This window comes from Arenimonas sp. GDDSR-1 (assembly GCF_025980345.1).
Lineage (GTDB): Bacteria > Pseudomonadota > Gammaproteobacteria > Xanthomonadales > Xanthomonadaceae > Arenimonas.
In genome coordinates, this window is sequence record NZ_JAPDUI010000054.1 from 1 (window position 1) to 13,122 (window position 13,122).

General features: G+C 65.7%; 22 protein-coding genes and 1 pseudogene. All 23 read left to right on the top strand.

Going from position 1 to position 13,122, the window contains the following annotated elements:
- Positions 1-195, top strand: a 195-nt coding sequence (locus Q0W88_RS08500; RefSeq protein ID WP_297802173.1) for a hypothetical protein, incomplete at its 5' end; no start/stop codon positions are given.
- 123 nt (positions 196-318) lie between these two features.
- Positions 319-747, top strand: a complete 429-nt coding sequence (locus Q0W88_RS08505; RefSeq protein ID WP_297802177.1) for a hypothetical protein — start codon at positions 319-321, stop codon at positions 745-747.
- Positions 748-1,454: 707 nt separating this feature from the next.
- Positions 1,455-2,132, top strand: a pseudogene (gene blaDIM / locus Q0W88_RS08510) (DIM/SIM/IMP family subclass B1 metallo-beta-lactamase); the annotation flags it as partial.
- A gap of 72 nt (positions 2,133-2,204) precedes the next feature.
- A complete protein-coding gene (locus Q0W88_RS08515; RefSeq protein ID WP_297802180.1) occupies positions 2,205-2,606 on the top strand; it encodes a MerR family transcriptional regulator in 402 nt (133 codons plus the stop codon).
- Positions 2,607-2,635: 29 nt separating this feature from the next.
- A complete protein-coding gene (locus Q0W88_RS08520; RefSeq protein ID WP_297802183.1) occupies positions 2,636-3,214 on the top strand; it encodes an NAD(P)H-dependent oxidoreductase in 579 nt (192 codons plus the stop codon).
- A gap of 92 nt (positions 3,215-3,306) precedes the next feature.
- A complete protein-coding gene (locus tag Q0W88_RS08525) occupies positions 3,307-4,812 on the top strand; it encodes a serine hydrolase domain-containing protein (RefSeq protein WP_297802187.1) in 1,506 nt (501 codons plus the stop codon).
- A gap of 64 nt (positions 4,813-4,876) precedes the next feature.
- Positions 4,877-5,239, top strand: coding sequence for a DUF6249 domain-containing protein (locus Q0W88_RS08530; RefSeq protein ID WP_297802190.1), 363 nt, complete (start codon positions 4,877-4,879; stop codon positions 5,237-5,239).
- The gene (locus Q0W88_RS08535; protein ID WP_297802193.1) at positions 5,232-5,807 is read left to right on the top strand and encodes a sigma-70 family RNA polymerase sigma factor; all 576 of its coding nucleotides are present in this window, start codon (positions 5,232-5,234) and stop codon (positions 5,805-5,807) included. Before Q0W88_RS08530 ends, Q0W88_RS08535 begins: the two co-directional genes overlap by 8 nt.
- Positions 5,804-6,142 carry a hypothetical protein gene (locus tag Q0W88_RS08540; RefSeq protein WP_297802196.1) on the top strand — a complete coding sequence of 113 codons (339 nt, stop codon included), beginning with the start codon at positions 5,804-5,806 and terminating at the stop codon, positions 6,140-6,142. Before Q0W88_RS08535 ends, Q0W88_RS08540 begins: the two co-directional genes overlap by 4 nt.
- 329 nt (positions 6,143-6,471) lie before the next feature.
- Positions 6,472-6,606, top strand: a complete 135-nt coding sequence (locus Q0W88_RS08545; RefSeq protein WP_297802199.1) for a hypothetical protein — start codon at positions 6,472-6,474, stop codon at positions 6,604-6,606.
- Positions 6,607-6,618: 12 nt separating this feature from the next.
- Complete coding sequence (locus Q0W88_RS08550) at positions 6,619-6,831, top strand: cupin domain-containing protein (RefSeq protein WP_297802238.1); 213 nt, start codon at positions 6,619-6,621, stop codon at positions 6,829-6,831.
- Between the two features lie 74 nt (positions 6,832-6,905).
- Positions 6,906-7,718: a hypothetical protein gene (locus Q0W88_RS08555; RefSeq protein WP_297802202.1), complete on the top strand. Its 813-nt coding sequence runs from the start codon at positions 6,906-6,908 to the stop codon at positions 7,716-7,718.
- 58 nt (positions 7,719-7,776) lie between these two features.
- A complete protein-coding gene (locus tag Q0W88_RS08560; RefSeq protein WP_297802205.1) occupies positions 7,777-8,571 on the top strand; it encodes a DUF2071 domain-containing protein in 795 nt (264 codons plus the stop codon).
- A gap of 7 nt (positions 8,572-8,578) precedes the next feature.
- Positions 8,579-8,944, top strand: a complete 366-nt coding sequence (locus tag Q0W88_RS08565; RefSeq protein WP_297802208.1) for an MmcQ/YjbR family DNA-binding protein — start codon at positions 8,579-8,581, stop codon at positions 8,942-8,944.
- A 72-nt stretch (positions 8,945-9,016) separates the two neighbouring features.
- Complete coding sequence (locus Q0W88_RS08570; RefSeq protein WP_297802211.1) at positions 9,017-9,532, top strand: hypothetical protein; 516 nt, start codon at positions 9,017-9,019, stop codon at positions 9,530-9,532.
- A 44-nt stretch (positions 9,533-9,576) separates the two neighbouring features.
- Positions 9,577-9,957 carry a hypothetical protein gene (locus tag Q0W88_RS08575; protein ID WP_297802213.1) on the top strand — a complete coding sequence of 127 codons (381 nt, stop codon included), beginning with the start codon at positions 9,577-9,579 and terminating at the stop codon, positions 9,955-9,957.
- A gap of 16 nt (positions 9,958-9,973) precedes the next feature.
- On the top strand, positions 9,974-10,486 hold the full coding sequence (locus Q0W88_RS08580) for a hypothetical protein (protein ID WP_297802217.1): 513 nt from the start codon (positions 9,974-9,976) through the stop codon (positions 10,484-10,486).
- Position 10,487: 1 nt separating this feature from the next.
- Positions 10,488-10,934: a DUF6678 family protein gene (locus tag Q0W88_RS08585; RefSeq protein WP_297802220.1), complete on the top strand. Its 447-nt coding sequence runs from the start codon at positions 10,488-10,490 to the stop codon at positions 10,932-10,934.
- A 33-nt stretch (positions 10,935-10,967) separates the two neighbouring features.
- Positions 10,968-11,444 carry a hypothetical protein gene (locus Q0W88_RS08590; RefSeq protein ID WP_297802223.1) on the top strand — a complete coding sequence of 159 codons (477 nt, stop codon included), beginning with the start codon at positions 10,968-10,970 and terminating at the stop codon, positions 11,442-11,444.
- 79 nt (positions 11,445-11,523) lie between these two features.
- Positions 11,524-11,778 (top strand): DUF2164 domain-containing protein, encoded by a 255-nt coding sequence (locus tag Q0W88_RS08595; RefSeq protein WP_297802226.1) that lies wholly within the window; start codon positions 11,524-11,526, stop codon positions 11,776-11,778.
- Positions 11,779-11,821: 43 nt separating this feature from the next.
- The gene (locus tag Q0W88_RS08600; protein ID WP_297802228.1) at positions 11,822-12,124 is read left to right on the top strand and encodes a hypothetical protein; all 303 of its coding nucleotides are present in this window, start codon (positions 11,822-11,824) and stop codon (positions 12,122-12,124) included.
- A gap of 19 nt (positions 12,125-12,143) precedes the next feature.
- Positions 12,144-12,503, top strand: a complete 360-nt coding sequence (locus tag Q0W88_RS08605) for a YbaN family protein (RefSeq protein WP_297802231.1) — start codon at positions 12,144-12,146, stop codon at positions 12,501-12,503.
- An 89-nt stretch (positions 12,504-12,592) separates the two neighbouring features.
- On the top strand, positions 12,593-12,877 hold the full coding sequence (imm31, locus tag Q0W88_RS08610) for an Imm31 family immunity protein (protein ID WP_297802234.1): 285 nt from the start codon (positions 12,593-12,595) through the stop codon (positions 12,875-12,877).
- Positions 12,878-13,122: the final 245 nt, after the last annotated feature.

Consider the following 13,122-nt stretch of genomic DNA (forward strand, 5'->3'; position numbering starts at 1 on the left):
GACTGCACAGTGCTCGGAATCGACCTGGGCGCCCGGCTTTACGGATACGCGCTGCCGTTCTTTGGGACCATTGCCACCCCTTTGGCTTTCTGGGCCGGGTTTTCGGATGTTTTCGTGGCTTGGGGCATCGTTTGCCTCGCGCTGTGGTTTCTTGCCAGAAAGTCCAAAGCGCGCCAAGAAGCCGGCAGCAGCTGACAATTCATCCGAACGGACAGCCACCCCGGAATATGGTTAAACTGACCTGGCTCACGGCGGCAGCCGCCTAACTCAATCGCTCGGCCACACAATGCGGACACCACTACAAGGACAGGAAAAACCATGCCGGCATCTAACGGGTTACGCCTTGTCGGACGTCTGGTGATTTGTGCGCTCGCCGGCCTCCTGGTTTTCTACCACACATACACGCTCTACGACCTGTATCTCGGTACCGGCACGGACATCTACGATGTTGGCAATGCCGCTACGTATGACCTGTATCGGCACATACAGTCCATCCTTCGCGTCTGCATCATCACCAGCCTGGTTCTGGTGGTCTTGAACAAACGGCCGGCCTTGTATGGCATGTGGATTGCCATCACCACGCTTATCGCCACGCACTATTGGGCGTATTTCTTCGACCTGCCATTCCGCTTCCTGGAGGGTACGCATCCGCTTTCCTATCTGAAGGGGCTCATCATCCCCACGGTAATTACGACCCTGTTCCTGGTCATCAATTCGCGCCGAGCCTCCGGCACCCGTGCGGACTAACGATTCGTACAGGCCGACGCGCCGCCTCGCGGCACGGCTTGATTCAGGCTTCAGGACGCGCATGAAGCTCCCGACAGCCCTATTCCTGCTTGCGGCCGGCACCGGTGTGCCGGCCGCCACGCCACCTACCGGGCCAATCCAGGACTTCCACACGGGCGAGATCCTCCAGCCCGCCTGCATCCCAGGTGAATTGGCCAGGCTAAAAGCGGCGTCGGATCGCCTTACCAAAGCCATAGACCCGCAAGGCGCATGGGGTATAGCCCGAGCCATGCTTTGCAGCAACAGGGCGCCTACCGGGCGCATGCCTCGTCTTGTTTCGGTAGAGCGATACGGGCTCGACGAAGACTCCGGCGCCGCCCTCGCACTGGTCGATCGGAGACACGTCGAGCCGCTGCGGGGTCTCGCATACGGCGCTTCGGTTGAGGCGTCCGGGCACGATCTGAGCTACCACTACAACACGGCGGGCGTCTGCGTTGGCGGTTTCACGCTCAGGCTTGCGGACGGCCGATGGCTGCTTGTCCGCCTGGGCGAGGCTTGTGACTGATACAGGTTCGCCCATACAATTCACTCAAACCGAAGCCGCTGGCGGCCCCTCTCGACCCAGGCCTTGGAAGATGGCAGGCATGAAGAAATTATTTGTTTTATGCGCAGGCCTCCTTTGCGGCATGACGGCCGCAGGAGCGGATATGACGGCCGCAGGAGCGGATTTGCCTGACTTGAAGATCGAGAAGCTTGAAGAGGGCGTCTATGTCCATACCTCGTTCGAAGAAGTTGAGGGCTGGGGCGTTGTCTCCAAACACGGGCTGGTGGTTCTTGCAGGCACTGACGCCTATCTGATTGACACCCCATTCACCGCCGCGGATACCGAAGAGCTGGTGAACTGGCTGGTGGATCGCGGCTATGGAATCAAAGGCGCCGTTTCCTCCCACTTCCATAGCGACAGCACGGGCGGAATAGAGTGGCTCAATTCCCGGTCGATTCCCACGTACGCATCTGAATTGACGAATGCGCTGCTTCAAGCAGACGGCAAGGCGCAGGCCACCCGCACCTTTGGCGGAACCCGCTATTGGCTGGTGGAAAACGAAATTGAAATTTTTTATCCCGGCCCAGGCCACACCCAAGACAATGTGGTGGTTTGGCTGCCTGGGAGCAGAATCCTGTTCGGTGGCTGCTTCGTCAAACCCCACGGCCTCGGCAATTTAAGTGACGCGAACCTAGGGGCCTGGCCAAAGTCCGCCAAAACATTAATGTCTGAATACGGCGAAGCCAGGCTGGTTGTCTCGAGCCACAGCGAAACGGGGAACGCGTCACTCCTGAGACTTACCTGGGAACAGGCCGTAAAAGGGTTAAACGAAAGCGGAAAGCCACCGCTGCCGAACGACTAATCCTCCGACAGGCCGTTGCGGCGCCCTTGGCTCAGGCACCAGACATTGACAGACGACATCGGAGACCCCGACATGTATATCGGCGACCTATCGAAGCGGACCGGCGCATCGCGCAAGGCCATCTACCTTTACGAAGAGATGGGACTTATTCCGGCGCCCATTCGCAAAGGCACCTATCGCGTCTATGCCCCGGAAACCGTCGGAATCGTCCAGACCATCCGGTGCGCGCAGTCGCTCGGCTTCAAGCTGAAGGAACTGGCCGACACCCTGCCGAGGACGCCCGCCGGGCAACGGCCGGATTTTGACGGCATCATCGAGCAGATCGGCCGCAAGCGGCACGCCCTGCAAGAACGGATCGATTCCGCAAGGACGCAGATCGGACTGCTGGACGAACTCCGGCAGCGCCTGGCGGACTCGCCTTCCGCCTGGGCGTGCGAGAAACCTGTTGACTCTTCCCCTAAGGGCAGACTTTAGACTGAGGCTCCCTATGGTACGGAGCCGGCATGAACAAACGCATTCTCGTCATCCTCGGACACCCCTCGGAGGACAGTCTTTGCGGCGCTCTGGCGCAGGCCTACGCGACGGGGGCCGAGGCGTCGGGCAACGAGGTCCGGCGCATTTCCCTGGGCACGCTCCGGTTCGACCCCGTCCTCCACGACGGCTATGCACGGATCCAGACGCTTGAGCCCGACCTGGTGGCCGCTCAGGAGGCGATCGCCTGGGCGCAGCACCTCGTCTTCGTCTATCCGATCTGGTGGGGATCGATGCCCGCCCTGCTGAAGGGTTTTTTCGACCGCATCTTCCTGCCGGGATTCGCATTCACGTTCCGCAAAGGCTCGCTGATGGCCGATGGCCTGCTGGCCGGCCGTTCGGCGCACCTCCTGGTCGCCCTGGATACGCCCCCCTGGTATTTCCGGTGGGTATACCGGATGCCGGGACACCACCAGATGAAGCGCACCATTCTCGGATTCTGCGGCATCAAACCCGTCACCGTCAGCAATTTCGGCCCCGTGAAGGATTCAAGGCCCAGGACACGGGAGCGCTGGCTATCCCGGGCCTTTGCCTACGGATCGAATGCCTAGGCGCCCTGCGTGCATCCAAATGCGCCATAGCCTGCATCTAAGCTGTCGAAGTCAACAAAAACGCCGTTATGGCCCCAATAGGAATTTCGACCATGCCGCACGCAATCCGGCTTTCCGTGTTCGTTTCGCCGCTTTTCTCCCTGCTCCTCGCACTCGCGGGCGCCGCCGGCCAGCCAGCCAACGCAAGCCCGATAAGCACGACCCTGCCGGATACGGCCGCGGGCAATATCGGCAAGCAGGTTATCGCGCACATCAATGCCGATAGCGCCGCGGGCATCCGGCAGTGGGCGCCCGCCATCCTGTCCACCTCGGTGGGGGCCGATGAACGGGCGGCCTTCCTCACGCAGCTTGCCGTCGCCGCACGCGACAGCGGCGGCGTGGACTTCGTCGATGCCCGCACCCAGGGCCCGCCCGGGATGCTCGTGGTGACCCTCAAGGGACGACGCACCGGGCAGCGCGTTGCGCTGGTGCTGCTACCCGACCCGGAACAGCCCGGGAAACTGGCCATGGCCGACATGGTCGCGGTCGACGATCCTGCGCTGTATGCGGCATGGCCCGACGCCGGCGCTTCGCAGGCCGATATCGCCCGGCTTGCCAAGACCGCACTGGACCAGCTCGAGCGCACGACGGATTTTTCGGGATGCCTGAGCATCTCGGACGGCACGGGCATCGTCTTCGACGAATGCCGGGGGCTCGCCGAGCGCCGCTTCGGCGTTGCGCTGGACCGGCAGACGAAGTTCCGCATCGGCTCGATGAACAAAATGTTCACCGCGGTTGCGATCGCCCAGCTCGTGGACGCGGGCAAGCTGCGATGGGACACCACGCTCGCCGAACGGGTGCCGGAATACCCCGATCGCGCGGCGGCGTCGAAGATTACCGTGTGGCAGCTTCTGCACCACACCGCGGGACTGAACGACTTTTTCGTCCCGGAGTTCTTCCAGAGCCGCGAGAAGTTCGTCAACCCGGGCGACTACCTGGACCTCATCGCCCGCCAGCCCAAGGCGTTTGAGCCGGGCGAAGGCTTCAATTACAGCAACGCCGGCTATGTGCTGCTGGGGCGGATCATCGAAAACGCCTCCGGCGAGAATTACTTCGATTACATCCAGCGCCACGTGTTCGTGCCGGCCGGCATGGCCTCCAGCGGCTTCGACAGCCTGGAGGACGCTACGCCGCAACTGGCGACCGGCTATTTCAAGGAGGGCGCGTTTGCCTCGTCCTGGAAAGCCAACTGGATGACCCTGCCGTTCAAGGGCAGCCCGGCAGGCGGCGGCTACTCCACCAACGCCGACCTGCTGCGGTTCTCCGCGGCCCTGCGTGCAGGCAAGCTGGTGAAGCCCGCGACGCTCGCGAAGATGTTCGAGGACGCCGTGCCGGCGGGCCCCGGGTTCTATGCCGCCGGATTCGGCGACCGCATCTCGCACGCACGCCATATCCGCGGACATGCCGGCGGCGCGCCGGGCATGAGCGCCAATCTGGCGATGGTCTGGGAAACCGGCGCGGCGGTCGCCGTGACCAGCAACCAAGGCGATACGCCGACCGCGATGCTGTTGAGCGAACGCATCGCTGACCTGCTCGCCGCCGGCGCGGACAAGCCCTGATGTCCGGGTCTGTATATCCTGTGCATTCGCCGCTTTATAAGGAGCAAGCCCCGTGGAATTCGTAATGCTGTTCATCCCGGCCGTGATCATGATCACGCCCATCGCGATCCTGGTGATCTTCCTGCGCTACCGCTCGGAACAGAGCAGGCAGCGTTACCACACACTGCTGCAACTCGCCGAGAAGGGCGTGGAGCTTCCGCATGACCTGCTGGTCGAGCCGCGCAGCGCGGACACCGATCGCCGCCGCGCCCTGGTGCTGATCGGCGGCGGACTCGGCCTGACGGCGATGTTCCTGGCGCTGCCGTTCGAATTCCACAGCGGGCAGCGCATTGCCGGCCTGTGGGGGCTCGGCCTGCCGCCGCTGATGACCGGGCTCGGCTACCTTGTGAACTGGCGGCTCAACCAGCGCGACGACATTCGTGCCTGATTCCGCCGCCGAAGCGCAAATCGACCGCGCGTTGGTGGCCAGGGTCCAGCTGACCGGCGACCGGCGCGCGTTCGAACAGCTCCTGCGAAGGCACCAAGGCATGGTGCGGGCGCAGTTGCGGCGCTTGACCCATGGCGACAACGCCGAGGCCGACGACCTCGCGCAGGAGACGTTCCTGCTGGCGTGGCGGAAGCTGCATCAGTTCCGCGGCGATTCGCGATTCTCCACCTGGCTCTACCGCATCGCGTACGCCTGCTTTCTTCAGGCCCGCCGCAAGCGGTCGCCGGATGCGGGCGGAGCGGACAGCGGGACGCTTGAGCAGCAGGCGTCGCCGCGCGCGCCCGCCGAACTCCGGCTCGATATCGACCGCGCGATGGACCGCCTCTCCGCACCCGAGCGAACGGTGCTGGCGCATGTGGTGCAGCTCGGATTGAGCCATGATGAAGCCGCCTATGTGCTGGCGATGCCGCTCGGCACGGTGAAGTCGCACGCCAAGCGCGGCAAGGACAAGTTACGCGCGCTGCTGGCGGATTGGCAGACAAGCTCTCAGGAGGAGCGTGGCCTATGAACAACGACATGAATGACGACATCGACGCCCTGCTGCACAGGCAGTTCGAGGGGCCCGTGCCGGACAACGGCTTCAGCGATAGCGTGATGGGCCGCTTGCCTGCCCCGCCGCGGCGTAGCCGGTGGCCCTTGCTTGTCGGATCCCTGTCCGGCATCGCCGTATGCTGGCTCAGCCTGCGCTCGGCCCCGATCGTGCATGCCGCCTGGCAGGATTGGCTGTCCGGGCAGGCCTCGGCACCCGCTCTCGCGCTGTTCGCCAGCATGGCGGGCATGGCGATGCTGGCGTTCGCCTGGGCCGTGGCCGAGGCGGATGAACGGCCCGCCGCACGCCCCTGAAAATCGCCGATACCGATGGAGCGGCTTCAGTTCGCGGACGGCGAATTCGATGCCATTTGGCCCGAAGCGCCATCTACCACATCGGTTTCGAACGGGGCGTCTCGGAATGGCGGCGTTACCTAAAGCCGGGCGGGCTGCTGGCTGGAAAACTACTACACCCCGCTGGCTGGCGCGTTCGCAGGCTTCCTGGCACGCCACGGCGACGACGGCAAGGCCCGCGCCATCGTCGAGGAGGTCCGAAGTACCGGGCCTGCTACAGCTACGACATGTATATCGCGCGCAAGTGCGCGGCGTAGGCCGCACGCCGATCACGATCAGGAACCACAGCGATGGATAAGGTGAACCTGCAGGAAAAGTTCGGGCTGATCGACGAATTCTGGAGTCCGCGCATCACCGGCGAACTCAACGGCCAGCACGTGAAGCTCGCGAAGTTCAGTGGCGAATTCGTCTGGCACGCGTACTAGGACGAAGACGAGCTGTTCCTGCTGGTGTCCGGCAAGCTGCTCATCCGCCTGCGCGACCGCGAGGTGGTGCTTGAGCCCGGGGAGTTCCTCATCGTGCCCAAGGGCACCGCGCATCAGCCGGTGGCGCTGGAGGAATCCTGCGTGCTACTGTTCGAGCCGGCCGGCACCCTGAACACCGGTGACCGGCGCAACGCGCTGACCCGCGACGTGCTTCCGCGCGCCTGACGCCGCAGGCGTCCGCATTGCGGCTACACTGAAGGCGTCCGCGGCGCCGCCGCCCGATCGCAACCGAAACCGCCATGGGAAAACCCGCCCGCCACTGGATCGAGCACGTCAGCGACTGGCGCAACGAGCCCATGGCCTACTGGGTGCATGTGGAGCCGCCGGGCGTCGCCTGGCGCGCGGCCGAACGCTATGAGCCGCCGGCGCCGCAGCCCGAAGGCCGGAACGGCTACCCGGTACTCTGCATCGAATCGCAGGGCTTCGTGTTCCGCTTCTCTTCCGCGCACCAGCTCGGCGAGTGCATCGATATCCTCGGCCGCACGCCCCTGCCCACCTCGCGCCGGCTGTCCGCCCGCCGCCAGGGCGGGCATGGCCCGAACAGCCACTGGCTCAGCCGCCTGCCCGGCCACATCAAATCGCCCAAGGCCCGGCAACGCGCCGTGCAGGACCTGCGCTCGGTGATGTCGGCCCGAACCCCGCTCTATGCCGCTGCGCTCTTGCTCCTGGCCGCGTTCTCGCTGTATGCCGTGCTGACCGGCGCGGATTACCTGAATTACGTATTGCCCGGCGAACTGCCGCTGGGCAATGTGCTGGCCGCCACCCTGTTCCTGGGCATTTCCGGCGCCGCCTATCTGCTGGCCAAGGAGCGCAAGGTGCTGGGCCGCATCGCCGCCATCGTGCTGGCGGCTTCCGTCCTGTGGCTGCCGGTGTCGATCGTGCTGGCCCGCAATCCGTCGTTGAACTTCTCGGGCTGGAACGGCACGCTGTGGTTCCTGTTCACCGTCGGCCTGTTTTTCGCCGCCCTCGGCACCTTGCTCACGGCCTTTGGCGCCGGGCTGCTGGCACGCAACAAACCCGGTTCGGCCGCAAACGACGAGAAAACCCCATGAACCCCGGGCTTGAGGCCGCGCAGGCCGGCATGCGCTTCGGCCACCGCGGCGGCGCGCGATGAGCGTACAGGATGCGCGCAAGCTCGCGGACTACCTGACCCCGCGGCCGGCGCCGCGCGGCATCGACGTGCAATGCGGCCTGCGGCATTTCGCCATCATCACCTATGCCGTACCGGCCGAGCGCTTCCACGGCCTGTTCCCGGCACGCTTCCGGCTCGACACCGTCGATATCGACGGATGCGCGATGGGCCTGCTGTCGGTGGTGCCGTTCGTCGATGTCGATTTCACCTCCGCGGTGTTCCCGTTCCCCAAATTCACCATGGGGCAGACCAACTACCGCATCTACATCATCGATACCGAATCCGGCGAGCGCTGCGTCTGGTTCCTCGGAACCACGCTGGATTCCTGGACGCTGCTGGTGCCCAGGCATGCCTGGAAACTGCCCTGGCATGCCGGCACGGTGCGCTTCGACTGCGTTTTCGACCAGGCCACCGGAACCTACGCGCGCTACCGGATGCATACGCGCTCGGACTGGGCCGACGCGGCGGTCGAGCTGGCCCAATCCGGAGACGAGCACTTCGATTTCCCCGGCTTTCCGGATAGCGAATCCGCCCGCGTCTACCTCACCCACCCCTTGGCCGGCTTTTACCACCGGCGGGACGGCAAATTGGGCACCTATCGCGTCTGGCACGCGGAGCTGGCGGTCAAGCCGGCCAGGCTGCTATCGGCCCGCTTCGACCTGCTGTCGCGGCTCGGCCTGGTGCGCGAGGCCGAACAGCAATCGCCATACAGCGTGCTGATCGAGCCGCTCAACGAATTCACCATCTACCTGCCGCCCGCGGTGATCGGGTAGGCGCCGCATGGATGTCGCCGCCGTCAAAGCGCTGTGCAGCCGCTACCCCGGCGCCACGGCCAAGACCTACGGACCGCCCAGCAATGTGCTGGTCTATTACGTCGGTGGCCGCAAGTTCGCCTACTTCAAGACCAGCGAGCCGGAGCAATGGCGCTTCAGCTTCCGCACCAGCCCGGAGCGCTTCCTGGAACTGACCGACGTGCCGGGCATCAAGCCGGCCCGCTACTTGGCGAAATTCCGCTGGGTCACGGTGGTCGACGTCGGCACGGTGCCGGCCGACTACCTGCAGGAACTGATCGACTGGTCCTATGACAAGGCCCTGTCCGGCCTGTCGCGGCGCCGGCAGGCCACCCTCGGCGGCGGAGCGGTCTGACGCGCCGGATTCTGGATTACACTGACCTCATCCGCGGCAGCGCCGCATATCGACCAACGCTTCGGTGAAATGATGAATAAGACGCCACATCGGAACCTGCCGCACCTTGTCCTGCTCGCCGGTCTGGCGCTCAGCGGTACCGCCATGGCCACCGCCCAGATTCCGGACCGCATCCGCATCGGCACCGCGCAGGAGGCGCTGTTCGCCCACCCGCTCGGCCCGCAGCTGAAGAAACCGGAAGTCTGGGAGCGCTTGGCGCCGTTGCTCAGCGCGTCCTGCTCGGCGTCCTGGCGCGGCTATATGGCCGACTGGGAGCTGCGCGAGGACAAGCTGTACCTGGTGGCGCTGCACGTGGACCCCTGCAACCGCGAGCCCCGCGCCGTGCCGCTGGACACCCTGCTGCCCGGCAGCACGGGGCCGGTCCACGCCAGTTGGTTCAGCGGCCGCCTGGTCATCCCGCGCGGCAAGGAAATCGAATACGTGCACATGGGGTACGAGTCGCGCTTCGAGCGCTACCTGTTGATCGAGGTGCGCGACGGCGCGGTCGTGACCCAAACCGAAACCGACTCGCTGCCGGCCGACCGCTGATGCGTCGCCGCCGACGGGGAGGATGCCCGGCCAAATCCGGACTGATGGCATGCGCACTGTATGCCGCGGCCTTCGCCGCACCCTTGCGTGCCGAAAGCTGGCATTGCCGGAACACGCTCGAAGTACAGTGCCATGCCGGCGACTGCACGGCGGCGGACGATGGCATCACGCCGCTGGACGTGCGCTTCGGCACGGACGGCGGTTTCTCGGTCTGCGCCTATACCGGCTGCTGGGACGGGGCCGGCACCGCGGTCTGGAACCCGCCGCACCTGCTCATCAGCCAGGCACAGGTACCTTGGTCCGATCCGTCGCGGCGCGACGGAAACCGCGCCGATGTGGTCATCGCCTTCGACTCGACCGACCGCATCGCCCTGGTCAAGGCCGGCGGCTTCGCGCTACCGATGCCCTGTTCGCCGTCGTCGTAAGGCCCTGAGCCGCGCCATGCCCTTCACGCCCATCCATCTCGGCCCGGGCCTGGCGTTCAAGGCCTTGGGCGGGCACCGCGTCAGCTTTATGGTGTTCGGCGGCGCGCAGGTGTTGATGGACATCGAACCCCTGCTCGGCATCCTGCAGGACACGCCGGTGTTGCACGGCCCAAGCCATACCGTGGCCGGCGCGCTGGTCATCGGCAGCCTGGCCTGGCTTAGCGGAAAACCGGTCAGCGCGCGGGTGCTGGACATACTGAAGATCCCGCATGCGCCGATCACCTGGCGCGCGGCGTTCGCCGGCGCCTACCTGGGCACCTTCTCGCATATCCTGCTGGACGCCGTGATGCATGCCGACATGCGGCCGTGGTGGCCGCTCGGTGCCGGCAACCCCTTGCTGCACGCCATCGGCATCGACGCCCTGCATCTGGCCTGCGCCGGAGCCGGCGTTCTCGGTCTGGGTCTGCTGGCGGCCAAGGCCGCGCGCGACCGCCACCGGCAACGCACACGCACGCCGATTTCCGGTTAAATTGGGCCTACCCGCGGCGGCTGCCGCCCAAGCCAACGCCCTGCCGACCATGTACGACGAAGACAAGCACAAACGCGCGGTCCGTGCGGAAGCGGCGAAACGCGGGCTCGCCGCCTGCATGAACGACACCAAATGGCGGGAACTGCTGGCCGAAATCGCCAAACTGCCGTTTCCCCCGCCGTACCAGCGCAAGGACCTACTGCAGGCCGAGCCGGAGCCGGCCGCCTTCGAGGCGGACGTGGCCTACCACGGCGATTGGGACGAAGGACTGCTGCCCCTGTTCTCGGTCGAATGGATCCGGATCCGCCCGCGCTACCTCCGGCACGTCGCCCGGCGGCTGCCCGAAACCCCGGTCGATTGCGAGGCCGAACTGGTACGCGCCCTGCAGGCGCTGGGCCAGGCATACGAACAGGCCGATGACGCGATCTGGATATACGGATACCGCTGACCACGACCCCGCCACCGACCCGCACGGATGCCCATGCACAAAGAACCGCTGTACCGAAAGGTCAACACCCGCGCCCGGGGCGTGCACCACCGGCAGGGCGGCGACTACCGCGACCGCCGCAACGCCAAGGGCGGGCGCGATCCGGAGCTGACCCGGCAATCGATGCACGGCACGCAGCAGCGCGGCCTGGACTACACGCCGCTGTTCCGCTTCCTGCTGTCCAGGGTCGGGCAACCTTGGGAGGCGGTCCACCGCGAAGCGGTGGCGCGCCTGGACCGGCCGGACCCGATCTTCCAGCTGGTGGCCCGCCACGAGGGCGAGCGCCGCGAATACGTGCGCACCGGCGAATCGTCCTATTTCAGCGGCCTGTACGTGGACGACGCCGGCCTCCTGCGCCGGGTCAATCCGGCGATCGGCCCGGACACCCTGTTCCCGAGCTGCAGATGCTGCACGCACACCTTCAACGGCCAGCCGTTCGGCAACGCCTACGACCCCGAACGCGGCATGTAAGCCGCCAACGCGCAACCGCCCGGTTATCTGCTTAAAATTGGAACCATACGCGGCCGCCGCCGCTTGATTCATCAGGCCCATGTCAAACATCGATTTCAGCAAAGACGAAAAAGCGGCCTTGGTGCGCAAGGTCCAGCTGTACTTCAACGAGGAGCTCGGGCAGCCGATCGGCCAGTTCGACGCCGAATTCCTGATCGATTTCGTTTCCCGGGAGCTGGGCGCGTATTATTACAACCGCGGCCTGCAGGACGCCCAGGCCGCGCTGTCGGCCAGGCTGGACGACATCCAGGACGCCATCTACCAGCTGGAACAGCCGACCGACATCCGGAAATGAACCGGACACCCGCGCATTCTCCGCCATCCACGAGGACAGACCCATGATCGCCGCCGCCAACAACTTGCTGATGCACAACCGCGTGTTCGCCTGGCTGGCCGCGGCCACCGGCGCGCTGCTGCTGATCCCGCTGGTCGCCATGCAGTTCACCGCCGAGGTGGACTGGGACGCCACCGACTTCATCGTGATGGGCGGGCTGATCTTCACCGCCGGCAGCGTGTTCGTGCTGATCGCCCGACAGGTGAAGGAAAAGCACCGGCTGCCGGCGGCCCTGCTGGTGGCGGCGGCGTTCCTGTATGTCTGGGCCGAGCTGGCCGTCGGCATCTTCACCGATTGGGGCAGCTGAACCCGGCCGGACCAGCGCGATGCCGCGTTATCTGGCGCTACTGCTGGCGTATGCCTGCCTGGCCCTGGCCTTCATCGGCGTGGTGCTGCCGGGCCTGCCGACCGTGCCCTTCCTGCTGCTGGCCGCCTGGTTTTCGGCCCGCGGCTCGGAGCGTCTGCACCGCTGGCTGTACGGCCATCCGCGCTTCGGCAAGCTGCTGATCGACTGGGAGACGCAGCGGGCGGTCTCGCGCAAAAGCAAGCTCATCGCGGTGCTGATGCTCGCGGCCAGCTGGGCGTTGATGTACCGCCGGCTCGACAACCCTTGGCTGCTGGCCGGCATCGGCCTGTTCTTCACCGGCGTGGCGGCCTTCCTGCTGAGCCGGCCGGAGCCGCGCTGAGCGGCACGCGCGAGCCGGCCCGAACGGCATTTACGGTTACACTGGACTCCGGCGCGGCGGCGCCGCTTCCACCGCAGGGATACGCAAGCATGGCCGAACCGAAATTCCAGTTCTACGAATACGTGCGCGTGCGCGCCGACAATCCGGCGCTGGCCGAAATCCACGGCCAACGCGGCGCCGTGCTCGGCCGTTCCGAAGATGACGAGGGCGGCTACGGCTACGCCGTGTCCATCGAGCGCGACGGTATCTGCTGGAGCGTGGAAGAGGCCGACCTGGAGGCCACCGGCGAGTTCGGCACCCGCGCCGATTTCTACGGCGACGAATCGATCCGTGTGCGGGTCGATGCCGAGGGCCGCGGCACCCTGGCCGATTGAGGCCGCGATGACGCGCTCGTTCGTCGGCCGGAGCCGGCGCTCTGACGTGACAGGCGCCTGAATGCGCCGGGCGCCGGCATTGCCGCCGGCGGACGCCGCGCCGCATAATAATGGCCCGTTTCCGCCGGCCCGCACATGTCCCTGATCGACCGCAAGTACCAGCGCTTCGTGTTCGCCTTCTTCATGGCGCTGCTGATGTCCTGCATCATGTCGCTGGTGATCACCTTGTTCAACGTCGGCCTGGG

What these genes read in the sequence shown, in the direction of transcription:
- Q0W88_RS08505 (WP_297802177.1), top strand. Translation starts at nt 319, where the DNA reads ATGCCGGCATCTAACGGGTTACGCCTTGTCGGACGTCTGGTGATTTGT.
- Q0W88_RS08515 (WP_297802180.1), top strand. Translation starts at nt 2,205, where the DNA reads ATGTATATCGGCGACCTATCGAAGCGGACCGGCGCATCGCGCAAGGCC.
- Q0W88_RS08520 (WP_297802183.1), top strand. Translation starts at nt 2,636, where the DNA reads ATGAACAAACGCATTCTCGTCATCCTCGGACACCCCTCGGAGGACAGT.
- Q0W88_RS08525 (WP_297802187.1), top strand. Translation starts at nt 3,307, where the DNA reads ATGCCGCACGCAATCCGGCTTTCCGTGTTCGTTTCGCCGCTTTTCTCC.
- Q0W88_RS08530 (WP_297802190.1), top strand. Translation starts at nt 4,877, where the DNA reads ATGCTGTTCATCCCGGCCGTGATCATGATCACGCCCATCGCGATCCTG.
- Q0W88_RS08540 (WP_297802196.1), top strand. Translation starts at nt 5,804, where the DNA reads ATGAACAACGACATGAATGACGACATCGACGCCCTGCTGCACAGGCAG.
- Q0W88_RS08545 (WP_297802199.1), top strand. Translation starts at nt 6,472, where the DNA reads ATGGATAAGGTGAACCTGCAGGAAAAGTTCGGGCTGATCGACGAATTC.
- Q0W88_RS08555 (WP_297802202.1), top strand. Translation starts at nt 6,906, where the DNA reads ATGGGAAAACCCGCCCGCCACTGGATCGAGCACGTCAGCGACTGGCGC.
- Q0W88_RS08560 (WP_297802205.1), top strand. Translation starts at nt 7,777, where the DNA reads ATGAGCGTACAGGATGCGCGCAAGCTCGCGGACTACCTGACCCCGCGG.
- Q0W88_RS08565 (WP_297802208.1), top strand. Translation starts at nt 8,579, where the DNA reads ATGGATGTCGCCGCCGTCAAAGCGCTGTGCAGCCGCTACCCCGGCGCC.
- Q0W88_RS08570 (WP_297802211.1), top strand. Translation starts at nt 9,017, where the DNA reads ATGAATAAGACGCCACATCGGAACCTGCCGCACCTTGTCCTGCTCGCC.
- Q0W88_RS08575 (WP_297802213.1), top strand. Translation starts at nt 9,577, where the DNA reads ATGGCATGCGCACTGTATGCCGCGGCCTTCGCCGCACCCTTGCGTGCC.
- Q0W88_RS08580 (WP_297802217.1), top strand. Translation starts at nt 9,974, where the DNA reads ATGCCCTTCACGCCCATCCATCTCGGCCCGGGCCTGGCGTTCAAGGCC.
- Q0W88_RS08590 (WP_297802223.1), top strand. Translation starts at nt 10,968, where the DNA reads ATGCACAAAGAACCGCTGTACCGAAAGGTCAACACCCGCGCCCGGGGC.
- Q0W88_RS08595 (WP_297802226.1), top strand. Translation starts at nt 11,524, where the DNA reads ATGTCAAACATCGATTTCAGCAAAGACGAAAAAGCGGCCTTGGTGCGC.
- Q0W88_RS08600 (WP_297802228.1), top strand. Translation starts at nt 11,822, where the DNA reads ATGATCGCCGCCGCCAACAACTTGCTGATGCACAACCGCGTGTTCGCC.
- Q0W88_RS08605 (WP_297802231.1), top strand. Translation starts at nt 12,144, where the DNA reads ATGCCGCGTTATCTGGCGCTACTGCTGGCGTATGCCTGCCTGGCCCTG.
- imm31 (WP_297802234.1), top strand. Translation starts at nt 12,593, where the DNA reads ATGGCCGAACCGAAATTCCAGTTCTACGAATACGTGCGCGTGCGCGCC.